The 23,639-nt window shown below is 72.1% G+C and carries 19 protein-coding genes and 1 pseudogene; 8 read left to right on the top strand and 12 right to left on the bottom strand.

Annotated elements, in window-relative coordinates; genetic code table 11:
* Positions 1-24: 24 nt before the first annotated feature.
* Positions 25-2,082, bottom strand: a complete 2,058-nt coding sequence (locus JHE00_RS25000) for a hydantoinase/oxoprolinase family protein (RefSeq protein ID WP_200322394.1) — start codon at positions 2,080-2,082, stop codon at positions 25-27.
* Between the two features lie 206 nt (positions 2,083-2,288).
* Here JHE00_RS25000 and JHE00_RS24995 point away from each other — a divergent pair, with 206 nt between their 5' ends.
* The 4 genes and pseudogenes from JHE00_RS24995 to JHE00_RS24980 all read left to right on the top strand — a co-directional run bounded on the left by JHE00_RS24995 (position 2,289) and on the right by JHE00_RS24980 (position 8,382).
* On the top strand, positions 2,289-4,121 hold the full coding sequence (locus tag JHE00_RS24995; protein ID WP_200322392.1) for a helix-turn-helix domain-containing protein: 1,833 nt from the start codon (positions 2,289-2,291) through the stop codon (positions 4,119-4,121).
* Between the two features lie 92 nt (positions 4,122-4,213).
* Positions 4,214-5,506: pseudogene (locus tag JHE00_RS24990) on the top strand (hydroxymethylglutaryl-CoA reductase, degradative); the annotation flags it as partial.
* 176 nt (positions 5,507-5,682) lie between these two features.
* Positions 5,683-7,614, top strand: a complete 1,932-nt coding sequence (locus tag JHE00_RS24985) for an FAD-dependent monooxygenase (RefSeq protein WP_200322388.1) — start codon at positions 5,683-5,685, stop codon at positions 7,612-7,614.
* A gap of 9 nt (positions 7,615-7,623) precedes the next feature.
* Entirely contained in the window at positions 7,624-8,382 is a 759-nt protein-coding gene (locus tag JHE00_RS24980; RefSeq protein WP_200322386.1) for an IclR family transcriptional regulator, read from the top strand.
* A gap of 18 nt (positions 8,383-8,400) precedes the next feature.
* On the opposite strand, the gene JHE00_RS24975 is transcribed toward JHE00_RS24980, so the two are convergent.
* The 11 genes from JHE00_RS24975 to JHE00_RS24925 all read right to left on the bottom strand — a co-directional run bounded on the left by JHE00_RS24975 (position 8,401) and on the right by JHE00_RS24925 (position 17,782).
* Positions 8,401-9,195 carry an IclR family transcriptional regulator gene (locus JHE00_RS24975; RefSeq protein ID WP_307832090.1) on the bottom strand — a complete coding sequence of 265 codons (795 nt, stop codon included), beginning with the start codon at positions 9,193-9,195 and terminating at the stop codon, positions 8,401-8,403.
* A gap of 42 nt (positions 9,196-9,237) precedes the next feature.
* Positions 9,238-10,227: a substrate-binding domain-containing protein gene (locus JHE00_RS24970; RefSeq protein ID WP_200322384.1), complete on the bottom strand. Its 990-nt coding sequence runs from the start codon at positions 10,225-10,227 to the stop codon at positions 9,238-9,240.
* A gap of 14 nt (positions 10,228-10,241) precedes the next feature.
* A complete protein-coding gene (locus tag JHE00_RS24965; RefSeq protein WP_200322382.1) occupies positions 10,242-10,937 on the bottom strand; it encodes a class II aldolase/adducin family protein in 696 nt (231 codons plus the stop codon).
* 37 nt (positions 10,938-10,974) lie between these two features.
* Positions 10,975-12,339: an SLC13 family permease gene (locus JHE00_RS24960; RefSeq protein WP_200322380.1), complete on the bottom strand. Its 1,365-nt coding sequence runs from the start codon at positions 12,337-12,339 to the stop codon at positions 10,975-10,977.
* Between the two features lie 169 nt (positions 12,340-12,508).
* Complete coding sequence (phtC, locus tag JHE00_RS24955; RefSeq protein WP_200322378.1) at positions 12,509-13,231, bottom strand: 3,4-dihydroxyphthalate decarboxylase; 723 nt, start codon at positions 13,229-13,231, stop codon at positions 12,509-12,511.
* Positions 13,228-14,466, bottom strand: coding sequence for an NAD(P)/FAD-dependent oxidoreductase (locus JHE00_RS24950; RefSeq protein ID WP_307832089.1), 1,239 nt, complete (start codon positions 14,464-14,466; stop codon positions 13,228-13,230). Before JHE00_RS24950 ends, phtC begins: the two co-directional genes overlap by 4 nt.
* Entirely contained in the window at positions 14,463-14,660 is a 198-nt protein-coding gene (locus tag JHE00_RS24945) for a ferredoxin (protein ID WP_200322375.1), read from the bottom strand. Before JHE00_RS24945 ends, JHE00_RS24950 begins: the two co-directional genes overlap by 4 nt.
* Positions 14,661-14,674: 14 nt before the next feature.
* Positions 14,675-15,466, bottom strand: coding sequence for a 3-(cis-5,6-dihydroxycyclohexa-1,3-dien-1-yl)propanoate dehydrogenase (hcaB, locus tag JHE00_RS24940; protein WP_200322372.1), 792 nt, complete (start codon positions 15,464-15,466; stop codon positions 14,675-14,677).
* On the bottom strand, positions 15,463-15,786 hold the full coding sequence (locus JHE00_RS24935) for a hypothetical protein (protein WP_200322370.1): 324 nt from the start codon (positions 15,784-15,786) through the stop codon (positions 15,463-15,465). The genes hcaB and JHE00_RS24935 overlap by 4 nt, the downstream gene beginning before the upstream one ends.
* Positions 15,783-16,403: a 3-phenylpropionate/cinnamic acid dioxygenase subunit beta gene (locus tag JHE00_RS24930; protein ID WP_200322368.1), complete on the bottom strand. Its 621-nt coding sequence runs from the start codon at positions 16,401-16,403 to the stop codon at positions 15,783-15,785. Before JHE00_RS24930 ends, JHE00_RS24935 begins: the two co-directional genes overlap by 4 nt.
* Positions 16,400-17,782, bottom strand: coding sequence for a Rieske 2Fe-2S domain-containing protein (locus JHE00_RS24925; RefSeq protein ID WP_200322366.1), 1,383 nt, complete (start codon positions 17,780-17,782; stop codon positions 16,400-16,402). The genes JHE00_RS24930 and JHE00_RS24925 overlap by 4 nt, the downstream gene beginning before the upstream one ends.
* A 144-nt stretch (positions 17,783-17,926) precedes the next feature.
* Between JHE00_RS24925 and JHE00_RS24920 the strand changes: the two genes are divergently transcribed.
* From JHE00_RS24920 to ftsH, 4 genes are all read left to right on the top strand, one after another.
* Positions 17,927-19,399 carry an aldehyde dehydrogenase family protein gene (locus JHE00_RS24920; RefSeq protein WP_200322361.1) on the top strand — a complete coding sequence of 491 codons (1,473 nt, stop codon included), beginning with the start codon at positions 17,927-17,929 and terminating at the stop codon, positions 19,397-19,399.
* Positions 19,389-21,059 (top strand): thiamine pyrophosphate-binding protein, encoded by a 1,671-nt coding sequence (locus tag JHE00_RS24915; protein ID WP_200322358.1) that lies wholly within the window; start codon positions 19,389-19,391, stop codon positions 21,057-21,059. The genes JHE00_RS24920 and JHE00_RS24915 overlap by 11 nt, the downstream gene beginning before the upstream one ends.
* Positions 21,059-21,586, top strand: a complete 528-nt coding sequence (locus tag JHE00_RS24910) for a putative antibiotic biosynthesis monooxygenase (RefSeq protein ID WP_200322356.1) — start codon at positions 21,059-21,061, stop codon at positions 21,584-21,586. Before JHE00_RS24915 ends, JHE00_RS24910 begins: the two co-directional genes overlap by 1 nt.
* A gap of 115 nt (positions 21,587-21,701) precedes the next feature.
* Positions 21,702-23,639, top strand: coding sequence for an ATP-dependent zinc metalloprotease FtsH (ftsH, locus tag JHE00_RS24905; protein ID WP_200322354.1), 1,938 nt, complete (start codon positions 21,702-21,704; stop codon positions 23,637-23,639).

The raw sequence follows: 23,639 nt of genomic DNA, 5'->3' as shown, positions 1-23,639 counted from the left end.
TCGTCTCCTTTGACGGGCGGGGTCTCAGCGGTCGGCGAGGCGCAGCAGGAAGTCACCGCTGCCGGTGAGCTCGACGGTGGCGCCGGTGGGCACGTAGACGGTGGTGTCGGGCTCCTCCAGCAGGCACGGCCCGCTCGCCCGGCCGAGCGCTCCGAAGCCGCGGTGCACGTCGATCTCGACGCGCTCGCCGGTGTGGGGCTCGGTCACCACCCTGCGCGTCAGCTCGTGGGTCTCCTCGCCGACGCCCGCGACCTGCTCGACCGCCTGCACCTCGCTGCGCCCGATGGCCCGGACCCGCGAGTTGACCAGCAGGATCTCGGCCTCGGTCCACGCCGTGCCCGCGCCGAACTCCTCCTCGTAGTCGGCCACGAACCGCCTGCGCAGCGCCTCCTTGTCCGCTTCGCCGAACGTCTCGGCAGGCAGGCGGGTGGTCACCTCGAAGATCTGGCCGACGAACTTCATGTCCGCCTCGCGGTACAGCTCGCGCCGGTCCTCGGGGATCTCCTCGGCGTCGAACCACGCCCGCGCACGCTGTTCGAGCGTGGCGAACTCCTTGTCCAGCACGGCGGCGGGCTGGTCCATCGTCCACGGGCTCGTCTGCACCGCGGAGAACACCGAGTCGGCGTGCATCAGGCCGTGCGCCGAGAACACCGCGGCGTTGCGCGGGATCACGACCTCGCGGACCCCCGCCTCGGCGGCGATGCTGGCCGCGAACAACCCGCACGCGCCGCCGAAACCGACGAGCGTGAACTCGCGAGGGTCGTGGCCCCGGTTCACGGTGATCTTGCGCAGCGCGTTGGACATCTGCGACGACGCGAGCCGGTAGACACCCTCGGCCGCCGCGTCCTCGGTGGTGCCCAGCGGCTCGGCCACGTGCTTGCGCAACGCGGCCCTGGCCTGGTCCTCGTACAGCGGGACGGTGCCGCCGAGGTAGTAGTCGGCGTTGATGAGGCCGAGCACCAGCGCCGCGTCGGTGACCGCGGGCCGCGTGCCGCCCTTGCCGTAGCAGGCGGGACCAGGCGTGGAGCCCGCGCTGTGCGGTCCCACGCGCAGCAGGTTCCGGCCGTCGACCCAGGCGAGACTGCCGCCACCGGCGCCAATGGTCTCGATGTCCACCGCCGTCAGGCTCGTGGGCAGGCCGCCGATCTCGGCACGGGGCAGCAACCGGAACTCGTCGTCGATGATGGCGGCCGCGTCCAGGCTGGTGCCGCCCATGTCCGCGGTCAGCACCCGGTTGCGGCCGAGCTGCTGGCCCAGCAGCCGCGCGCCGGTGACGCCACCGACCGGGCCGGAGTTGAACATGGAGATCGGGGCCTTGCCCGTCTCCTCCACGGACAGGAACCCGCCGTGCACCTGCATGATCTGCACCCGGGCCCGCAGTCCCCTGCTGCGCAGTTCGGCGGCGAGCTGGTCGAAGTGCGAGGCCACGAGCGGCTTCACGGCGGCGTCCAGTGCGGTGGTCACCATGCGCTCGTACTCGCGGTACACCGGCGTGAGCTCGCTGGAGAGCGTGTACGGCAGGTCCGGGTGGTGCTTGTCGAGATACTGCCCGATCGCCTTCTCGTGGGCGGCGTTGCGGAACGACCACAGCAGGCACACCGCGATCGCCTCGGCACCGGCCGCCAGCACGGAGTCCACGGCCCCGGCGATCGCGTCGTCGCTGAGCGGCACCAGAACGGTGCCGTGCGCGTCGACCCGCTCGGCCACCTCGACGATGCGGCGGCGCTCCACGATGTCCGGCGGAGCCGCCATGTCGTGCGGATCGCGCTCGTCGGTGCGCGCCGACCGGGCGATGCGCAAGGTGTCGCGGAAACCCTGGGTGGTCAGCAGCCCCACGGCGGCGTACTTCTGCTCGTCGACCGCGTTGGTGACGATGGTGTTGCCGAGGACGAAACGGTCCACCGCGGCGAAGAAGTCGGCCTCGGTCAGTCCCGCGCGCTCCTGCAGCACGCCCAGTGCGCCGAGGATGCCGGTGGTGACGTCCTTGGTCGAGAACGCCTTGCCCCGGATCGCGCGCCCGTCGACGATCGCCACGGCGTCGGTGAACGTGCCACCGACGTCGATGCCCACGTGAAGCGTCATGCTCGCTGTCTCCCTTGACTGCGTCGGTGCGGATCGTGCCGGGCGCACGGATGGTAAGCACGAGAAATCCGGTCCGCTTCCGTTCCAGGTCCGCCTCGCCCGCGGTGTGGACGGTACGAGCGCACGAGAATTCAGGCTATGTATTCTCCGTCCAAGTTGACCTGCCCCGCGCTGGACGATCGGCATAGGAAAGCGAGGTGGATGCCGTGGCGGACGCGATCCCGGTCGCGGTCGTCGTCGACCTGCTCCAGGCGGCGTCGGCCGAGCAGGAGATCGACGTGGGCGGCCTGCTCACGGACGTGGAACTGCCCGAGAGCGACGCGACGCGGATCGCCTACGAGGTGCGCAGGCTGCGGGCGAGGGCGGACCGGTGGCGGCGCCGTGGTCAGGAGCTGGCCGCGTTGTTCTCCTCCGCGCGCGAGCTCGTCCAGCTCCGCGACGTCGACGAGCTGCTCGGCAGGCTCGTGGAGCGGGCGCACGACCTGGTAGGCACCGACGTCACGTATCTGTCGGAGTTCGACGCGGCCAGCCGTGAGCTGCGGGTGCGCACCACGCTCGGCACGATCGCGCCGTCGTTTCTCGGGCTGCGGGTTCCTCCCGGCATGGGACTGGCCAGCCAGGTGGTCGAAGGCCGCCGTCCCCACTGGACGTCGAAGTACGCCGCGATGACCGAGGCGCCGCACGATTCGGCCATCGACGCCGCCGTCGCCGCGGAAGGCCTGGTGTCGCTGCTCGGTGTCCCCCTGCTCGCCGGCGAGGAGGTCATCGGGGTGCTCTTCGCCGCCAACCGCGTCGAGCACGCCTTCTCCCCCGAGGAGATCTCCCTGCTCTCGGCGTTCGCCGACCACGCCGCGGTGGTCCTGCAGACGGCCCGCCTGCTCTCGCGCACCCAGGACCTGGCCGACGAGACCCAGCGCGCCTATGGAGAGCTCGCCCGGCACGTCGAGGCGATGGAACGCTCCAGCGAGGTGCACAGCGACCTCACCAGCCTCGTACTGGAGGGCGGCGAGGCGCCCGACGTCGCGACCGCGCTCGGACGCGCGCTGCGCTGCCGGGTGACGCTGCTCGATCCCGAACAGCTCGACGGCCAGGTCGCCGACGCGGTCGACCAGAGCAGGCGCAGCGGCCGGTGCTCGCCCGCGGGCGAGGGCGCCTACGCCGTCGCCGTCCTCGCGGGGCCCACCCTGCTGGGCGCGCTGTTGCTGGAGGAGGGCGAGGTCCGGTTCGGTCCCGTGGAACGCCGCACCGCCGAGCGGGCCGCCCAGATCACCGCGCTGCTCAACCTGAAGCAGGACTCCCTCGTCGAGGCCGAGCAGCGCGTGCGCAGCGACCTGCTGGCCGACCTGCTCTCCGACGATCCGGACCGGCACACCGACATCACCACGCGTGCTCGCGCGCGCGGGATCCGGCTCCACGACCGGCGGTCCGTGGTCGTGGTGTCGGTCTCGGCCGACCTGCGCAGGGAGGCGGTGCGCGCGCTGCGGCGCACGGGCGGGCTCGTCGGCGAGCACGCCGACCGGATCGTGGCGCTCACCCCGGATCCCGCCCCGGACGCCGCGGCCGCGGCCATCCACGCCACGGTGAGCCGCGCGGTCCGGGCACCCGTCCTGGCCGTGGGCGCGGGTTTCCAGGGTGTCGCCGACCTCCGGTCGCAGGTCGACGCCGCGTCGGCGTGCGTGCGCATTCTCCCGGCGCTCGACCTGACCGACGCCGCGGTCACCGCCGACGCGTACCTGCCCTACACGGCACTGTTCGGTCCGGGCGAAGCCCGCGTGCACAGCTATGTGGACCACGTCATCGGGCCCGTACTGGAGTGGGACGCCGGGCGGTCGGGCAAGCTCCTGCCCACCCTCGCCGCCTACCTCGGCAACAAGATGAGCCCGGTCGCCACCGCCCGAGCGCTGCGCCTGCACAAGAACACCGTGCTCCAACGGCTGGAACGCGCGACCGAACTGCTCGGCGAGGACTGGCAGGAGCCCGACCGGCTCTTCCGGATCACCGTGGCCGTCCGCCTCGCACACCTGACCAGAAGTCCATAGCGCCGCCCCCAGAATTGGACGGTCGGTCCGTTCCGGGCCGGTGGTCCACGAACTAGCGTCCTCCCTCGAACCGAGAGCCACAGCGAGGTGGGAGGAGCGCCATGTCGCGCACCGGTCGTATCCAGGGTCTCCGTGACCTTTCCGTCGAGGCCCGGCGCACGGCCGTCGCCGAGGCCGCGGGCGTCGACCCCGGGGCGGTCGCCGCCTTCGACCCCGCACACGGCCTCGGCACCGTCCAGGCCGATCACATGATCGAGAACGTCACCGGCATCCTGGGCGTGCCGCTCGGCGTCGCGACCAACTTCGTCGTCAACGGCGCCGGGGTACTGGTACCGATGGCGACCGAGGAGGCCTCCGTCGTCGCCGCCGCGAGCAACGCGGCCAAGATCGCCCGTGCGCACGGCGGGTTCACCACGTCCTCGACCGAGCCGATCATGCAGGCGCAGATCCAGATCGTCGGGGTCGCCGACCCCGAGGCAGGGCGGGTGCGACTGCTGGAGGCCCGCGACGAGCTGATCGCGCTCGCGAACGCCCAGGACCCGAAACTCGTGGAGTTCGGCGGCGGCGTGCGTGACCTCGCCGTGCGGATCGTCCCCTCGCGCGCGGGCACCTATGTGGTCGCGCACCTGCAGGTCGACGTGCGCGACGCCATGGGAGCCAACGCCGTCAACACGATGGCCGAGGCCGTCGCCGCGCGCGCGGCCGAGATCGCGGGTGGCACCAGCCTGCTGCGCATCCTCACCAACAAGGCCGACCTCCGGCTCTCCCGTGCTCGCGCGGTGTTCGACGCCGGGGCGCTCGGCGGCGCCGAGGTGGTGGACAACATCATCCACGCCGCCGCGCTGGCCGAGTCCGACCCGTACCGCGCCGCCACCCACAACAAGGGGATCATGAACGGCATCAGCGCCGTCGTGCTCGCCACCGGCAACGACACGCGTGCCGTCGAAGCGGGTGCCCACTCCCACGCCGTGTCCCCGGCGGGCCGCTACACCTCGTTGTCCCGCTTCGAGAAGGACCTCGACGGCAACGTGGCCGCCACGCTCGAACTACCCATGCCCGTCGGTCTGGTCGGCGGCGCCACGAAGGTGCACCCTGTCGCGCAGGCGGCGATCACGCTGCTCGGGGTTCGCGCCGCCGCGGAGCTGGCCGAGATCATCACCGCGGTGGGGCTCGCACAGAACTTCGCCGCGGTGCGCGCACTGGCCACCGAGGGCATCCAGCGCGGGCACATGTCGCTGCACGCCCGCAACATCGCCACCACCGCAGGCGCCACCGCCGAGGAGGTCCCGGCCGTCGTGGCCAGGCTCGTCGCGGACAAGCGGGTCCACGCCGACCACGCCGAGCGGGTGCTCGCCGACCTGCGAGCCACGCGCACCCGGTCGTGACCGGCAGCGGCCACAGCACAAACCGACCGGGAACAGCACTCCGTCCACAGCGGACCGGCTTCGCGACCGGGTCGCGGAGCCGGCAGGAGGATTCTTCCTGGAAGAACACCAAGTCTCGACAGAAGACTTCGGCGGTGCCTAACCTTCGGTGACCCGACACCGGAGGAGCCCGATCCATGCAGTTCTATCTCGACGGCTACCGGCCGGGTGACCCGTTCGTCGAACAGCCGCACCCGAGCGTGGCCGACCGGCCGGACAGGCTGCCGGAGACGGCGGACGTGGTGATCGTCGGCAGCGGCCCGGCTGGGCTGGTGCTGGCCGCGCAGCTCGCCGCGTTCCCCGAATTGCGCACCGTCGTCGTCGACCGGCGCGACGGCCCGCTCGCGGTCGGCCAGGCCGACGGCGTGGCGTGCCGGACCATCGAGATGTTCGAGGCCTTCGGGCTGGCCGACCAGGTGATCCGCGAGGGCTACCAGGTCAACGAGGTGACCTTCTGGCGCCCCGATCCCGCCGAGCCGTCGTCGATCGTGCGGACCGGCCGCATCGAGGACGTCGAAGAGGGCCTGTCGGAGATGCCCCACATGATCGTCAACCAGGCGCGGATGCTGGCCTACCTTCGCGACCACATGCGACGGTCGGCCGCCCGCGCGGAGCCGTACTACGGCCTGCACGCCGAGAACGTGACCGTCGACGCGGATCGCGACGCCGAGTTCCCCGTCTCGGTCACGCTGCGGCACCTGCGCGAGTCCGAGCCCACCGGCGAGACCTCCCGGATCCGGGCCAAGTACGTGGTGGGCTGCGACGGATCCCGCAGTGCCACCCGGGCGGCGATCGGCCGCGAACTCCACGGCGACGCCACCGACCACTCGTGGGGTGTGCTGGACGTCCTCGCCGTCACCGACTTTCCCGACATCCGGCTCAAGTCCGCCATCAGCTCCGAGCACGGCAGCCTCCTGCTCATCCCCCGCGAGGGCGGCCACCTGGTCCGGCTCTACATCGAACTCGACAACGCGCGCGACGCCGAGATGCTGCGCGAGGGCACGGTGACGCCGGACAAGCTCGCGGCCGTCGCCAACCGCATCCTGCACCCGTACACGATCGACGTGCGCCACGTCGGCTGGTGGGCCGTCTACGAGATCGGCCAGCGGCTCTGCTCCCGGTTCGACGACCTGGACGAGACCAGCGACGAGACCGCCTCGCCCCGGGTGTTCATCGCCGGGGACGCCTGCCACACGCACAGCGCGAAGGCGGGCCAGGGCATGAACGTGTCCATGGCCGACGCCTGGAACCTCGGCTGGAAGCTCGGCGCGGTGCTCCGTGGAATCTCCCGGCCCGAGCTGTTGCGCACCTACTCCGCCGAGCGCCAGGCGGTCGCCCAGCGGCTCATCGACTTCGACCGCGAGTTCACCACCCGCTTCAGCGCCAGGGACGACGACACCGACCCGGCGGAGTTCCAGCGCTACTTCCGCGAGCAGGGCCGCTTCACCGCGGGTGTCGCGGTGCGCTACGAGCCCTCGATGATCACCGCGCCCCCGCAGCACCAGGACCTCGCGACGGGCTTGGAGATCGGGATGCGGTTCCACTCCGCGCCGGTGATCCGGCTGGCCGACGCCAAGCGAGTCCACCTCGGACACGCGGCCAGGGCCGACGGCGCGTGGCGGCTCTACCTCTTCGCCGACCCGCTGCACCCCGCCGATCCCGCGTCGCGCCTGCGAGCGCTGTGCGAGATCCTGGGCTCTCCCGGATCTCCGCTGGCGCGGTTCGGCCCCGAGGGCGCCGAACCCGACGCGATCATCGACGTGCTCGCCGTGCTCCAGCAGGAGCATCGCGGCGTGTCGGTGGCCGACCTGCCGCCCGTGCTGCTGCCCCGCAAGGGCCCGTTCGGCCTCGTCGACTACGAGAAGGCGTTCTGCCCCGACCCGGGTGCCGACGTGTTCGACGTGCGCGGCCTCGATCGCGCCCGCGGAGCCGCGGTTCTCGTGCGGCCCGACCAGTACGTGGCCCACGTCCTGCCCCTGGACGCCTCCGACGAGCTCGCCGGTTTCCTGTCCGGAGTCCTGTGTGAGCAGCCCTCGCGCCGGACGGCGACGAACCCGGCACCGGCGTAGCGTCCGATCGTGGAGAACAGACCTGTCTACGGCATCAACTCGGTCGACCACGCCCTGCGCCTGGCGACGATCCTGCAGCAGGAGGGGCCGCTGCGGGTGTCGGAGGCGGCCGAGCGGCTGGGCGTGGCGCGGTCCACGGCGCACCGGCTGCTGACGATGCTGGTGTACCGGGACTTCGCCGCGCGCGACGCCCAGCGCCGCTACGTCGCGGGCCCGGTGCTGCACACCCCGGCCGTGCCCGAACCCGTCGCGGAGCTCCGCCAGGTCGCGCTGCCGCATCTGCACGACCTCACCGAGCGCACCGCCGAGACGAGCCACCTGGGTGTGCTCGTGGCCGACCGGGTCCGGTTCGTCGCCAGCGTGGAATGCGATCAGGTGCTGCGGGTCGGCGACCGGGAGGGGCGAGTGCTGCCCGCGCACCTGGCCTCGCTGGGCCGCGCGGCACTCGCGACGCTCGAGCCCGACGCGGTCCGGGCGCGCTACGGCGAGCCGGCGCCCGCCGACGTCGACCTCGACCAGCTCCTGCGCGACCTCGGGCGGGTGCGGCGGCAGGGATACGCGCTCAACCAGCAGCTCACCGAGACCGGACTGACGGCCATCGGGTGCGCGGTCGACACCGGCTCCGGCGCGTTGCGTGTCGGTCTCTCCCTGGCGATGCCGACGGCGCGCTACCGCAGGGACCGCGTGGGCGAGTGGACCCGCTCGATCACCGCGACGGCCGCCGCGATCTCCCGCGACCTGCACCTGAACGCGGGGCTCGCGGGCTAGGAGGCCGGGCCGCGCCCGTCAGTGCAGCAGCGCCGCCGCGCGGTCCACGGCACCGCGCATCAGCTCGGCGATGCGCTTGAGCTCGGGGCGCTTGACCCGGCCGACCGGCATCGCGATGTTGAACGACAGCCGCATGGCCGAGTGCTCGGCGGGAAACGCCACCGACACCGAGGACACGCCCTCCTCGCTCTCCTCCGACGAGGTCGCGTAGCCGCGGCGCCGGATGCCCACGAGCTCGCGCTCGAGCGCGGTCCTGCTGCGGATCGAGTTCTCGGTGAGCCCTGGCAGCTCCTCGTCGGGGTAGAGCTGGTGCAGCCGCTCGGTCGAGAAGGCCGCGAGCATCGCCTTGCCCGTCGAGGTGCAGTTGGCGGGCATGGACCGGCCCAGCCTGGAGGCGACGCGCACGGCGCGCGGGCTCTCGATGGCGTCGATGAACCGCACGGTGGTGCCGTCGAGGATGGCGATGTGGACGGTCTCGCCGGTCTCGCCGTTGAGCTCCTCGAGGAACGGCCGCAGGGTCTGCCGCACGTCGAAGTTGTGCATGATCGAGAACGCGACGCCGGTCAGCGCCGTGCCCGGCCCGTAGGTCTTGGACCTGCCGTCCTGCCGGATGAAGCCGCGGTAGTGCAGCATCGCCAGCAGGCGGTGGGCCGTGGACGAGGCCACGCCGAGGTAGTCGGCGACCTCCGTGAGCCGCAGTTCGCTGCGCTCGCCCAGGAGCAGCAGAATCCGCAGCGCGTTGTCGACGGATTCGATCGGGTACTGCGGCCGGGGCCCCACCCCGCCCGCGCCCAGCGCAGAAGCATTCTTCACAGCAGAAATCCTAGCCGACGCCCGGCCACGGTTCTCCCCCGCTCACACGACCACCTCGGCGAGTGTCTCGGGGGCGAACAGCTCGGCCGGTTCGTACCGGCGCGCCGCCAGACCCTGCTCGTGGGAGTAGCGCAGGAACGTCTCCAGCGTCGTGTGGTTCGCCTCGACGCCGTAGGGCCACCAGTCGTCTCCCAGCGCGGCGCGGGTCCGCTCCACCTCGGCCCACAGCCACGGCAGCGCGTACGGCAGCGCGGCCGTCTCGCCGAGCCCGGCCAGCGCGACGGATTTCGCCCGCACGCACGCCTTGACGAGCTCGCGCGCGAGCCACCGGTTGCGCTCGTAGACCTCGCGCCGCAGCACGAGCGTGTGCATGACCGGGAAGATGCCGGTGCGCCGGTGGTAGTCGCGTTCCGTCCGCTCGGGGTCACCGAACAGCCGCCGCAACCCGCCCTGGGCCTCGGTGTTGAACGGACCCGGGTTGCGGGCGCTGTAGACGGCGTCCAGCTCTCCGTCGAGCAGCAACCGCGACAGCGTCCGCCCCTCACCGATCGGCCGCACGTCGACCCCGGGCGGCAGGTCGAGTGCGAGCTTCTCCTCCCGGCCCGGGGTGTCGAGCCCGCCGGTGCGGTAGCGCACGGACTCCACGGGCAGACCGTGGTGCTCGGCGAGGATGCCGCGCACCCACACCGCGGCGGTGATCTGGTACTCGGGCACACCCACGGTGCCGCCCGCGAGCTCGGCCGGGTCGGTGACGGGCGAGTCCCTCCGCACGTACACCGCGCTGTGCCGGAACGCGCGCGACGGGAACACCGGCACGGCCACGAACGGCGAGCCCTGCGCCAGCGTGAGCACGTAGCTCGACAGCGACAGCTCAGCGATGTCGAACTCTCCGAACTTCAGCATCCGGAAGAACGTCTCCTCCACCGGAAGGTCGAGGAAGTTCAGCTCGGCTCCCGCCACGCGGACCTCGCCCGTGCGCAGCGGCCACATCCGGTCGTAGGCCTGGCAGGCCATGGTGAACACCGGGGACACGGCCGTCGCTCCTTTCAGGACTCGGCGGGCAGTCGGCGCACGAGGTAGTCCCACACCGCCGACACGGCGCGCTCGTGGTAGATGTGCTCGCGCTTGGCCAGTGACTCGTCCTGCGGCGACCAGGTGGGCCAGCCGCCGCCGGTGTGGGTGAGCAGCTGCTGGGCGCACGCGCGCTCCAGCAGGATCGCCGCCACGGTGGCCTCCTCGACGTCCTTGCCGACGGCGACGATGCCGTGGTTGACGAGGAACACGGCGCGGGCGTCGCCGAGCGTGGTCGCGAGCGAGCGGCCCAGCTCGCGGGTCAGCACGAGGTCCGCGGTGTCGGTGAAGCGCGGCACCGCGGGCGGCACGAAGTAGTTGGCGGCATGGCTGACCGGGCGCAACGGCTGGCCGGTGGCGGCCAGCGCCACGGCGTGCGGCGGGTGCGTGTGGACGACGGCGCCGACATCGGGCCGGGCGGCCATGATCTCGGTGTGGATGGGGAACTCGCTGTGCCGGGTGCCCTCGCCGCTGAGCACGGCGCCGTCTTCGTCGACGAGGTGCACCCGCTCCGGGCTCACCTCGTCGAGTCCCCACTCCGCCGACTTCAGCCACACGCCGTGCCCGCCTGGATCGCGGGCGGACACGTGGCCCCAGATCAGGTCTCCGTGTCCCGCGGCGGCGAGCACCCGCGACGAGGTCGCCACGATCTCCCGGACATCAGCGCACATCTGCTTGGTTCTCCGATCCTCAGTGGACAGTTTTGGGTCAGGACGAGCTCGGCAGGATGAAGACGAGCCACGTCAGTACGGGAGCGGTCACCGCCATCGCGATGCCCCAGCGGATCATCGTGCGGAACAACGCGGGGCGGGCCGGTTCGGGAGCGTTGGCCAGGGTCAGCGCTCCGACGGACGAGAACGGCGTGGAGTCCACCACCGTCGCCGAGATCGCCAGCGCGACGATCATCGCGGTGGCCCCGATCTCGCCCTGCACGAGGAACGGCACCGCGAGCGGGATGAGCACGCCGAGCAGTCCGGCGCTGGAGCCGAAGGCGGAGGTGACCGCGCCGACGAGGCACAGCAGGAAGGCGATGAGCAGCGGCACGCCGATGGCGGCGATGCCGTTGCCGACGGCGTCGATCGTGCCGTAGCGCTCCATGGCCCCGACGAGCGTGGTGACACCGCAGATCAGCAGCACCACCGACCACACGATCTTCTTCTCGGCTGCCTCGAAGCGCTTCGGGAACACCGCGTGCAGCGCCACCGCGGCGACGAGCGCGAGGAAGCCGATCTCGACGTCGAAGACGAGCGCCCCGACGCCGACCCCCAGCATGACCAGCAACGTGATCGCCTGGTCACCGCGCAGCGCCGTGGGCCGCGGCGAGCCGCCCTCGGCGTCGGAGTCCACACCGCCGCTTGCCCGCGGCGGGTCGCCCGCGGTCGTGGTGGAGACCCGGCCACCGTCCGCGGCGGCACCGACGCTCGCCGTGACCGTGGCGGCCGCCGTCGCGACGCGGGTGTGCCGCTCGCGCAGCAGCGTCCGGCCGCCGAAGCACAGGTAGATGACCACGCCGAGCACGATGTTGTAGGCGGCGTTGCCGAAGAACAGCGCGGAGGACGAGACCTGCACGCCGCCCGCGCCCGCCGCCTTCTGCACGATGATGGCGAGTCCGTTGAGCGGAGAGAAGTTGCCCACGCACGATCCGTGCATGACCATCAGCGCCGTCATGCGCCGGTCGATCGCGTAGCGCTCACCCAGCCGCAGGCACAACGGCGCGAGCATCGCGACACCGGCCGGGCCGAGGGCGCCGGCCGTGGTCGGCACCGCCGAGAACACGAAGATGAGCCAGGGCACGAGCGCGGGCCGGTCGCCGAACAACCGCACGGCCCGGTCGATGATCCATTCGATCGTGCCGTTCACCGCCGCGAGGCCGAACAGGTAGGTCACCCCGACGAGCAGGACGAAGAGATCCGCGGGGAAGCCGGCGAGCAGCTCGTCGACGGTCTCGTGTGCCACGAGGGTTCCGATGAGGAAGGTCGCGACGAGCGAGAGCGCTCCGATGCTGACGGGTCTGAGCGTGCCGACGACGAACACCAGCACCAGCGCCACGACTCCGATGACGTGGATGGACACAGTTATTCCTCTCCGCGCGCTTCGTTGGGCGCGCCCACCGAGTGGGGCATCGCGTCAACCGGGGAAAATCAACCTCTGCGATGCAGAATTACTTTCTTTCATTCACTCGTTGGTGTCAACAGCTTCGCAGTGAACACAAAGGACGATCGCTCTGCAGAATTTCGGCCACTCACGGCAACCGTGCCACCTCGTGGCGCCACGCCGTCGCCGTGTTGAACGCTCCGCCGAGGTCGGGCAGCTCGGCCAGGTCGTGCTCGGGCAGGTCCACGAGCGTGCCACCCGCGGCGACGACGCGCAGCGACAGCGCCGCGAGTACATCCACGCTCACCGACTGGAGCACGGCCTGCTCGACGCTCGTGGCGGCGCTGGTCAGCCCGTGGCCGCGCAGTAACACGACGGGCCGGTCGCCCAGCGCCTGGACCATCTCCGCCGCCAGTGTCCGGCTGCGCACCAACACACCGCGCGGGTAGACGGGCACTCCCCCGGCCGCCAGCCGGGTGCCGGGGATGTCGAACGCCCCCACGATGGGCCGGATGGCGAGACCGGCGAGATCCGCCGCGACCACCGACGGTGGGTGGGCGTGCACCACGGCCTCGACGTCGGGCCTGCGGCGCAGGACCTCGGTGTGCAGGGGCAGCTCGTTCGGCACCGCGTAACCGCCGTCGAGCTCGCCCGCCGCGCCGGGCTCTCCGTCGAGGTCCACGAGCCGGATGTCGGCGTCGGCGGTGAACGCGAGTCCCCGTTCCTCGGGTCCCCGGCAGCGCACGAGCAGCCGCCGCGGGTCGACGCGCAGGCTGATGTGGCCCAGGATCCCGTCGGCGAGACCGCGGGCGGCCAGTACCCGGCAGGCCTGCGCGATGTGCTCGCGCAGCGGGGCGAGTTCCTCGCTCATCGGGCCGCCTCCTTCCTCACGCCAGGCCGTGGAGCGGACAGCGCCTGCCGGATCTCCTCCAGGCTCGTCCCGGTGTCCTGACCCGCGGCCTTGCGGCAGGTGACGAGCGCGCGCGGCCAGCCGACGGTGACCGCGCCGGCGAACGTGCCGTCGGCGTCGGCGTAGAGCGCGGCGAACGCGCGGTCCGGGTCGGGACCCGGCACGAGGACGTGCGCGAGCGTGCCGCCGGTGCGGCCGGTGAGCTGGATGGTGCGGTCGTACTGGTCGCTCCACACGTAGTCGACCGGCACATGGGCGAGTGGTGACTCGGGCAGGGCGATGGTGCGGGCCACGGTGCGAGCCTGCTCCACGGCGTTGGTCCAGTGCTCGGCGCGCACCAGCCCGCCCCGCCGGGGATGCGGCAGCCGCGCCACGTCGCCGACGGCGTAGACGTGCTCGGCCGCCCGGCTGTAGGCGTCGCACACCACGCCGTCGTCGAGCCGGAGGCCGGAGTCGCGCAGCCAGTCGTCGTTGGGCACCGCGCCGATGCCGACGACCACGGTGGCCGCGGGCAGGACGGTCTCGTCGGCCAGGCGCACGAGCAGCCCGCCGGCGACCCGCTCGATGCCCTCGACACCGACGCCGAACCGGGTGTGAACGCCGTTCTCGGCGTGCAGCCGCGCGAGGATTCCCGCCACCTCCACATCGAGCGCCCGGCTCAACGGCACGGGCGCCGGGTCGACGAGCGTCACGTCCGCGACGCCCATCCCGCGTGCGGTCGCGGCGACCTCGGCGCCGATGAAGCCCGCGCCGATCACCACCAGTGGACCGCCCTGGCGCAGGTCGTCGGCCAGCGCGGTCGCGTCGGCGAGGGAGCGCAGCACGTGCACGCCCGGCAGCGCGCCCCACGGCGAGGGCCTGGCCCGCGCGCCCGTGGCGAGCACGACGTCGTCGTAGGCCAGCCGCTCGCCGTCGTCGAGCTCGACGCGGCGCCCCGCGACGTCGAGCCCGCTCGCGGCGCGGCCGAGCAGCAGCTCGATCCCGGCCTCGCGCGCGGCCTGCTCGGTCAGCAGCGTGATGTCGGCCGTCGTCGAGGTGCCGGCGAGCAACCCCTTGGACAGCGGTGGTTTGTCGTAGGGCGCCACGGTTTCCTCGCCGACGAGCACCACGTCGCCGTCGTAGCCTGCCGCGCGCAACGCCTGTGCCGTGCGCACCCCGCCGACCGAGGAACCCACGACCACCGTCACCGGGCTCACGGCGTCTCGACCAGCAACGCCGAGACGGGGCAGCTGCGGGCGGCGTCGGTGACCCGGTCCACGTCGGACTCGGGAACCTCCGCCCTCAGCAGCACCACCACGCCGTCGTCGTCGAGGTCGAACACGTCGTCGGCCGCGACGACACAGTTGGCGTAGCCCTGGCACAGCTCCAGATCGGCCTTGACGATCGCCATGTCGTTCCTCCTTCTCACGCCTTCACGGCGATACCGCCGTCGGGATGGATCACGTCACCGGTGATGCCGCGGGAGCGGGACGAGGCCAGGAAGACGTAGCTCCAGGCGTGGTCGGCTCCCGACAGCGCGACGCGCAACGGCACCCGGCCGGCCAGCTCGGCCTCCCTGCCCGCGGTGGCACCGAGGCTGCGCTCGCCGAGCCCGAGGCTGTCGAGGCCGCGCAGGTCGGTACCGACGGTGCCGCCCGGGGCCACCCCGTTGACCCGGATGTCCGGGGCCAGCTCGTGCGCGAGCGCGGTCACCAGTCCGCGCACCGCGAACTTCGACCCCACGTAGAGCACACCACCGCGGCCCGGGTAGTACGCCGAGGTCGACTCCGTGAGCACCACGCTCGCGCCGGACCCGCTGGCGCGCAGGGCGGGCAGCGCCGCCTTCACCGCGTGCAGGTGACTCTTGACGTTCACCGCGAACATCTCGGCGAAGGCGTCGTCGATGTGCTCGGCGTCGAGCTCGGCGATGCCCTGGTAGAAGTCGAACACGCCGACGCAGTTGACCAGGACGTCGAGCCCGCCGAACTCCTCGGCCGCCCGCGCCACCGCCTCGTCGTTGGCCGCCCTCGTACTCGCGTCGCCCGTGACCACCGGCACGCCGGGCAGCTCGGTGGTGAGTGCCTCGCACTTGGCCGGGTCACGTTCCAGCACGGCGACGCGCGCACCCTCGCGCCGGAACGCGTCGAGCACGGCCCTGCCGATGCCCGACCCGGCGCCGACGACCAGCGCCCTGCGGCCCTCCAGCCAGCCCGTCACGCGTCCTCCTCGTCGTGGCCGAGCAACGGGCCGAACGGGGTGCCGATCATCGCCGAGAACGTCGCGGCGTTCTGCCACGTCAGCGCCTCCAGCTCCAGCGGGCACAACGCCACCCACTGGCCCGACTTGGGCGCCTCGATCAGCAGCCGGGAGCCGTTGCGGGTCTCCACTCTGCTCACCCGGATCTCGGCGAACTCGTTGCCCAGCACGATCTCCTGACCGTGCGAGCCCGCCCGCAGCGCGCGCAGCTCGTCGGCGGCGCGGGCGGCGGCCTCGGCGTCGTCCTGTTCCCCCGGCCACTGCGGGGTCTGCGGGGTCACAGGAAGATCGCCAGGTTCTGGGTGCGCAGCACCGAGTCGTCGACGAGGATCGTGCGCCGCGCGAGCAGCCAGCCCTCGCCGTCGGGCGTGCGCCGCAGCAGGTCCTCCCTGCCCGCGGAGATGACCGCGGCCTCGCGCACGTCTCCCCTGCTGCGGTACAGCAGCACCGCCGAGTCCACGACGATATGCCCGGGGTCGTCGGTGGCGAACGTGCGCACGTTGGTGACGTAGTGCCGCAGCCGCGACGGCGGGTCCTCCGTCCACGCGTGCTCGGTGGCGAAGCGCGCGACCCGCCGCGACAGCGAGTACTTGTTCTCGTCGAAGTGGGCCATGCCGGGCGCGGAGTCGTAGCCCGCCCCGAGCGCGGTGCTGACCCGCACCGGCATCAGGTAGTGGATGTCCTCGGCCAGCAGGTCCAGCCACTCGTCGTAGTGCTGGGCGTCGAGCACGTAGGACTCCTCCACCAGCCAGTGGTGGGCGCTCAGGTGCCGCTCGTCCGAGAACGGCAGCGAACGGCCGGTGCGCTGCAGCCTCGGCGCGTGGCCACCGAGCGCGGACTCGGCCGAGTAGGGTCCGCCGTTGCCGGTCGGGCGCCACTGGGCGCGGGCCGAGGTCATGCCGTCACCGCCGAGCCGTCGCCGCCGACACGGATCTGCTCCGCGGTCCCCGGCGGTCGTTCCATGTGGTCGGCCCAGCGGCGCAACAGGTGCCGCTGGTTGTACTCGCCGTAGCCGACGTAGGCCTCGCCCGGACCCGAGAACTGCTCGGACGGCAGCGGCGGCACCACGGTGGCGTCGTCCTCCAGCAGGCCCATCCTGCTGTTGAGCAGCAGCCGCCTCGCCATCGAGCCACCCGCCGTGTTGGTCAGCGAGACCCAGTTCTCCACGTCGTCCTGCTCGAACATACCGGTGCTGCCGAAGCACATCAGATACGCCTTGTAGGACAGCGCCTTGAACTCCTCCGGCGCCTCGGCGTCCACCGCGAACCACGACAGCACCTCGGTCTCGTCGGGTCCCACCGGCTGCCAGGTGCGGATCGAGATGAACGGCAGCACGTCGTCGGAGTCCTCGACCCTCGGCCAGTTGTGCACGAAGCTCATATTCGGAAACACCGAGGCCGCCGAGACCATGAACCCGTCGCGGCCCACGACGTCGAGCTGCTCCTGCGTCCAGACCCGCGTCATCCGCTCGATCATCTCGTCGGGATAGCCGACGTAGCGCAGCCGCTCCTCGAGCGTGCCGGGCGGCAGCTTGTAGGTCGTGCCGCCGCCGTTGCCGGCCCAGTAGGTGCAGCCGTCCTTGCGCTTCTCGGCCTTGGGTTCGCGGAACAGGCCGATCTCCACGACGCTCGTGTGCGTCTGCGGCGTGTGGTACATGTCGCCGGCGAAGTTCTCGGCGCCGATCTTCCAGTTCGCCTTGATCCGCCAGCGCTGGGGTCCGCGCAGCTCGATCCCGGAGGGCGACTGCTTGGTGTAGTAGTCCAGGTAGAACGCGAAGTCGCCGAGGTACTCCCGCAGCGGCGGCGCGTCCGGGTCCATGCTGATGAAGATCAGTCCGTTGTAGGTGTCCAGCGCCGGGGCGGGCAGCAGGGTCTGGGACTTGCGCCGGAAACCGGCCTCACCGCCGTAGGCCTCCTTGTGGAACGGGAGCCCGACGAGCCGTCCGTCGTTGCGGTAGGACCAGCCGTGGTAGGGGCAGCGGAAGTGCGAGGCGTTGCCCATCTCCGCGCGGCAGACCTGCATTCCGCGGTGCAGGCACATGTTGAACAGCGCGCGGATCCGGTGGTCCTCGCCCCTGCTCACGATGAACGAGTCCTCCTGCACCCTGCGCACCACGTAGTCGCCTGGCTGCGGGATCTCCGACTCGTGCCCCACGAACACCCACGCCCGGCCGAAGACGCGCTCGCTCTCGAGCCGGAACACCTCCTCGTCGTTGTAGATGTGGGCCGGGATCATGCCCCGCCGCACGTCCTCGAGGAGCGACGACTGATCGGTCATCACTGACTCCGTTTTCTGCTCTACAGAGCAATAGTCTTTTCAGCAGAATCTGAGGATGAACGGCCCCCTCGGCTGTTGTCAACCACCGCGATCGCCGACTACGTTCTGCCCAGCAGAGGCGCGTTCCCCAGAATGGAGGCCCACATGTCAGTGGTGGACGACCCGATCGCGGCCGCGTCGGCGGTCGCCGATCGCGAGTGGCGACTCGCCGTGGGCGGGCGGGCACGCGTCGGCGCGACGTACACAGTGGAGTGTCCCGCCACCGAACAACCGTTGGCCGAGGCGCCGGACGCCACGATCGACGACGTCGACGAGGCCGTGCGATCGGCCGCCGACGCCGCCACCGCCTGGCGGGCGGTGCAGCCCCGCGAACGGGCGGGCAGGCTGCGCGAGCTGGCCACCGCGATCCGGGCCCACACCGACGAACTGGCGACGCTCGACGCACTCGACTCCGGCAACCCCGTCACGGCGATGCGCACGGACGTCGGCTGGGGAGCCGACGTCCTCGAACTCTTCGCCGACTACGCCACACACCTCGGCGGCGAGACGATTCCCGCCAGCGCCGAGAACCTCCACTTCACCCGCCGCGCGCCGTTCGGCGTGGTCGCGCGGATCGTGCCGTTCAACCACCCCGCGATGTTCGCCGCGGCCAAGATCGCGGCGCCTCTGCTGGCCGGCAACTCCGTGGTGCTCAAGCCCTCGGAGATCACGCCGCTGTCCGCGCTGCGCATCGCCGAGATCGCGACCGGGATCCTGCCCGAGGGCACCCTGTCGGTGCTCACCAGCAGCGGCCCGGCACCCAGCCAGGCGCTCGTGCGGCACCCGCTGGTCCGCCGGATCGGCTTCATCGGCAGCGAGCGCGTCGGCCGGATCATCCAGCGCGACGCCGCCGAGTCCGGCGTCAAGGACATCAGCCTCGAACTCGGCGGCAAGAACGCGCTCATCGTCTGCCCCGACGCCGACCTGGAGGCCGCCGCGGACGGCATCGTCGGTGGCATGAACTTCGCCTGGTCCGCGGGCCAGTCCTGCGGCTCGACGTCGCGGGTGCTGCTGCACGCCGCGATCGCCGACGAGGTGCTGGCACTGGTCCGCGAGCGCGTCGCCGCGATCAGGATCGGCTCGCCTCTCGACCCCGGCACGCAGATGGGTCCGCTCGCCTCGCGCGCCCAGTACGAGAAGGCCCGCGGCTACATCGACGTCGCCTCGGCCGAGGGCGCGACGCTGCTGCACGGCGGCGGCAGGCCCGAGGGCCACGATCGCGGCTACTACGTCGAGCCGACGATCTTCACCGGCGTCGAGCCGGACATGCGCATCGCGCGGGAAGAGGTCTTCGGCCCCGTCATGTCGGTGCTCTCCTTCACCGACCTCGACGAAGCCGTGCGGATCGCCAACGGCGTCGACTACGGCCTCACCGCGAGCATCTGGACCCGCGACGTCTCCACCGCGCTCGATCTCGCCGAGCGGGTCGAGGCGGGCTACGTCTGGGTCAACGGCTCGTCCCGGCACTTCTGGGGCGTTCCCTTCGGCGGCACCAAGTCCTCGGGCGTCGGGCGGGAGGAGAGCGTGGAGGAGCTGTTGAGCTACACCGAGCTCAAGGCGGTGAACGTTGTCGTCTGACGTCGCGCTCGGCGCCGATCTGGTCGTCGACACCCTGGCCGCCGAGGGCGTCACCCACGTCTTCGGCCTGCCCGGCACCACGATCATGGAACTCATCGACGCGCTCGGCAGGCACGCCGACGTGCGCTATCTGTCCACCCGGCACGAACAGGTCGCCGGGTTCATGGCCGACGGATTGTCCCGCGCGGGCGGGCCGCTCGGCGTGTGCCTGGCCTCGCGCGGCCCCGGCGCGGCCAACCTCGCGATCGCGGTGCAGAACGCCCACGACGAGTCGATCCCGATGCTCGCCCTCGTCGGTCAGGTGCCGCAGTCGATCAACCACCGCCGCTCCTTCGAGGAGATGGACGTGGTGTCGGTCTTCGCGCCCCTGTGCAAGTGGGCCGTGGAGATCACCGAGGCCGAGCGCATCCCCGAGCTGCTACAGCGGGCCGTGCGGGCGGCCGTGACCGGCAGGCCGGGGCCGGTCGTGGTGTCGCTGCCGCTGGACGTGCTCCAGGCACCGGCCGAAGCCGCGCCGGGACCGCGCTTCCGCGTGCACCCGCCCGCGCCGGACCCACGGGGCGTGGCCGAGGCCGCCGCACTGCTCGCCGAGGCACAGCGGCCCGCGCTCGTCGTCGGCGGCGGGGCCACCGGCGACCCGGAAGCCGTGCTGGCACTGGCCGAGGCGGCGCAGGCGCCCGTGCTCAGCACGTGGCTGCGCAAGAACGCGGTGCCCAACAGTCATCCCGCGTTCCTCGGCGCGCTGGGCTACGGCGCCCACGACGTGAGCGACCGGGCGGTGCGGGAGGCCGACGTGATCGTGGCGCTCGGCTGCCGGTTCTCGGAGTTCACCACCAAGCGGTGGACCCTGCTACCGCCGTCGGCGCGACTCGTGCACGTCGACGTCGACCCCGCGGAGCTGGGCCGCGTGTACCCGCCCACGGTCGGGCTGGTCTCCGACGCCGCGGCCGCCGCCCGCGCGCTCGCCGACGCGCTGGGACCGCTGGCCGACGCAGCACAGTCCGAGCAGCGCGGCGCGCGCAGGGCGCAGCTGCGCGCGGAGTTCGACGAGGTGTCGGCCCCGGTTCCGGCGCCCGAACCAGGCGAGAACGCGGTGAGTTCCGCCGCGCTCACCACAGTCGTGCGGGAGCTGGCCGAACGCGAGGGCGTGGTGCTGGTCCAGGACGTGCACACGTTCGGCCCCTGGGTGGCGCGGCACGTTCCCGTCGAGCGGCCGCGCAGCTACTACGGCTCCGCAGGCGGGGCGATGGCGTGGGGCTTTCCCGCCGCGATGGGCATGGCGCTGGCGCGGCCGGGCGAGCGGATCGTGACGCTCAGCGGCGACGGCAGCTTCTGGATGGTGGCCCAGGACCTCGAGACGTGCGTGCGCGAGGACATCGACGTCGTCACCGTGGTGGTCAACAACTTCTCCTACGGCAACACACGGGACCGGCAGCGCTTCGCCCACGACGGGCGCTACCAGGGCGTGTTCCTCGGCAACCCCGACTTCGCGGAGTACGCCCGGTTGCTGGGCGGGCACGGCATCCGGGTCACCTCCGACGCGGAGCTGCGGCCCGCGCTGGAGAAGGCCCTCGCCACGCCGGGGCCCTGCATCGTGGACGTCGTGCAGGACCGGATGGAAGGCCTGCCCACCGGGCTCACCCCGCCCCGGGCGCGCTGATGAGCACGGCGCTGCCGGTCACCGTGGTCGTGTCCCGCACGGCGTGCGGGCCCGGCGGTGCCGCGCTCACGCGCTGGGCGCACGAGCTGTGCCGCGACGCCGCGGGTTTTCCCGGCCACCTCGGCGCGCACGTCGACACCCGGATCGAGAACGGCGACACCACCGTCCACATCGGAGTCACCTTCGCTGGCGCCGCGGAGCTGCTGCGCTGGGAACGCAGCGGCATTCGCGCCCGGCGGCTCGCGGAGGGTGACGCGCTCACCCACGGCGAGCCGGTCGCACTGGGCATCACCGAGCTCGTTCCCGCGGCGACGAGCGGCCCGCCCCCCTCGCGCGTGCGCTCGGCTGTGCTCATCTGGGCCGCGCTGTTTCCTCCCGCCGCCGTCGTCAACGCCACGCTGATGCCCCACCTCGACGCCTGGCCCGGGATCGTGCGCACCCTGCTGCTCACGCTCCTGCTGGTGCCGATCGTCGTCTTGGGCACGCTGCCACTGCTCCAGCGCGTCCTGCGCCGCTGGAGCCGCTGAGGACGGCAGGTACCGAGGTACGTCGGCGCCCCGATAGGGACTTTCGACCCCATGACGAAACCGGGTGACGCGGTGAAGCTGGCGGGGAGGGGCCTGCCTGGGCGAGGAGGTACCGATGTCACGCACGGCGAAGCCCGGTCCGCCGACCGAACCGGGCCCGCAACAACCGCCGCCCAGCCCCCCTCGCTGGCGGTACTGGCTGCTGCCGCTCGGCCTGATCCTCACCGTGGCGCTGCTGCTCGTGCCCGACGTCTGGTCGAAGCCGTCGACGTCGCTGTCCTACTCCGGCTTCGTGTCGAGCGTGAACCAGAACCGGGTCTCGTCGGTGAACATCGACAACGAGGGCGCGGTCACCGGAACGCTGCGCGACGGCACCTCCTTCACCAGCCAGCTGCCCACCGCGCTCGGCCCCGGCCGGTTGCAGTCCCAGCTGCGCGCCTCCCACGTCGACGTGACCGCCAGCAAGGCGGGGACCTCGTGGGGCGGTGTCCTGCTGAGCTTCCTGCCGCTGGTGCTGATCGTCGCGTTCTTCGTCTGGACGGGACGCCAGACCCAGCGCGTCTTCGCCGGTGGCGGGATCGGCGGGTTCGGCCGGTCCAAGGCCAAGATCATCGAGGCCGAGCGGCCCACCACGCGGTTCGCCGACGTGGCCGGTTACGAGGGCGTCAAACAGGAGATCGGTGAGGTCGTGGACTTCCTGCGCGCCCCGGGCAAGTACGCGGCCGCGGGCGCCACCGGTCCGCGCGGCGTCATCATGGTCGGTCCTCCCGGCACCGGCAAGACGCTGCTGGGCAGGGCCGTGGCCGGTGAGGCCGCGGTGCCGTTCCTCGCCGTCAGCGGCTCGGCGTTCGTCGAGATGTTCGTGGGTGTCGGCGCCTCGCGGGTGCGGGACCTGTTCGAGGAGGCCCGTCAGCGCGCACCGGCGATCATCTTCATCGACGAGCTCGACGCGCTGGGCAGCAGGCGCGGCCCGGGAGTGGCCGGCGGGCACGAGGAGCACGAGCAGACGCTGAACCAGCTGCTCTCCGAGATGGACGGCTTCGACCAGAGCAGCGGCGTCGTGGTGCTGGCGGCCACCAACCGGCCGGAGTCGCTCGACCGCGCCCTGTTGCGGCCGGGCCGCTTCGACCGCCAGGTCACCGTGCCGCTGCCCAACCAGGTCGAACGCGCCGCGATCCTCGCCGTCCACGTGCGCGGCAAACACCTGAATTCCACCGTGGATCTCTCCCGCATCGCCCGCGCCACACCTGGCTTCTCCGGCGCCGACCTCGCCAACCTCGTCAACGAGGCGGCGATCAACGCCGTGCGCGCAGGGCGGACCGTCCTCAGCCAGACCGACATCGGCACCGCCCGCGACCGGGTGCTGCTGGGCAGGCGCGAGACGTCCAACGCGCTGCTGCCCGAGGAGCGGACGTCGGTGGCGATCCACGAGTCCGGGCACGCCCTGCTCGCCGCGCTGTGCGACCACGCCGACCCCGTGGAGAAGGTGACCATCCTGCCCGCCGGGATGGCGCTGGGCGCGACCGAGCAGCTCCCCGAGGCCGAGCGCCACCTGTACAGCCAGAGCTACCTGACCGACCAGCTCACCGTGCGGCTCGGCGGGCGCGCCGCCGAGCTCGTGATGTTCGGACAGGGTTCGACGGGGGCGGTCAACGACCTGGCCGGCGCCACCCAGCTGGCCACGCGCATGGTCACCGAGTTCGGGCTCTCCCCCGTGCTCGGGCCGGTGGGCTACGAGTCGGGACAGCCCCTGTTCCTGCCCGGTCCAGGAGAGCAGCTGCGCAGACCGTACTCCGAGCAGACCCAGCGCCTGGTGGACGAGGAGGTCGCCAGGCTGCTGCGCGACGCCGAGGAACGCGCCGTCGGCCTGCTCTCGCACCACCAGCTCGCGCTGGAGCGCCTCGCCGCCAAGCTGCTCGAGCTGGAGACGGTGGGCGGCGACCTCGTGCTCGAGGTGCTGCGCACGGAAGGAGACGGCACGCCGGGCCCGGTGACGCCACCGGCTCCACGGACACCGCGGTCGCCGCGTCTGCAGCCAGGAGACCCGACGTGA

It is taken from the genome of Prauserella cavernicola, from assembly GCF_016595675.1.
In the GTDB taxonomy this organism is placed as follows: Bacteria; Actinomycetota; Actinomycetes; order Mycobacteriales; family Pseudonocardiaceae; genus Prauserella_A; species Prauserella_A cavernicola.
This window is presented reverse-complemented; position numbering and strand designations above follow the sequence as displayed.

Bases quoted from the DNA above. Each gene is read 5' to 3' on its own strand.
- JHE00_RS24945 (WP_200322375.1), bottom strand. From the start codon at position 14,660: ATGGCGATCGTCAAGGCCGATCTGGAGCTGTGCCAGGGCTACGCCAAC.
- phtC (WP_200322378.1), bottom strand. From the start codon at position 13,231: ATGAGCGAGGAACTCGCCCCGCTGCGCGAGCACATCGCGCAGGCCTGC.
- JHE00_RS24965 (WP_200322382.1), bottom strand. From the start codon at position 10,937: ATGTGCGCTGATGTCCGGGAGATCGTGGCGACCTCGTCGCGGGTGCTC.
- JHE00_RS24925 (WP_200322366.1), bottom strand. From the start codon at position 17,782: ATGACCGATCAGTCGTCGCTCCTCGAGGACGTGCGGCGGGGCATGATC.
- JHE00_RS24930 (WP_200322368.1), bottom strand. From the start codon at position 16,403: ATGACCTCGGCCCGCGCCCAGTGGCGCCCGACCGGCAACGGCGGACCC.
- JHE00_RS25000 (WP_200322394.1), bottom strand. From the start codon at position 2,082: ATGACGCTTCACGTGGGCATCGACGTCGGTGGCACGTTCACCGACGCC.
- JHE00_RS24920 (WP_200322361.1), top strand. From the start codon at position 17,927: ATGTCAGTGGTGGACGACCCGATCGCGGCCGCGTCGGCGGTCGCCGAT.
- JHE00_RS24985 (WP_200322388.1), top strand. From the start codon at position 5,683: ATGCAGTTCTATCTCGACGGCTACCGGCCGGGTGACCCGTTCGTCGAA.
- JHE00_RS24910 (WP_200322356.1), top strand. From the start codon at position 21,059: ATGAGCACGGCGCTGCCGGTCACCGTGGTCGTGTCCCGCACGGCGTGC.
- ftsH (WP_200322354.1), top strand. From the start codon at position 21,702: ATGTCACGCACGGCGAAGCCCGGTCCGCCGACCGAACCGGGCCCGCAA.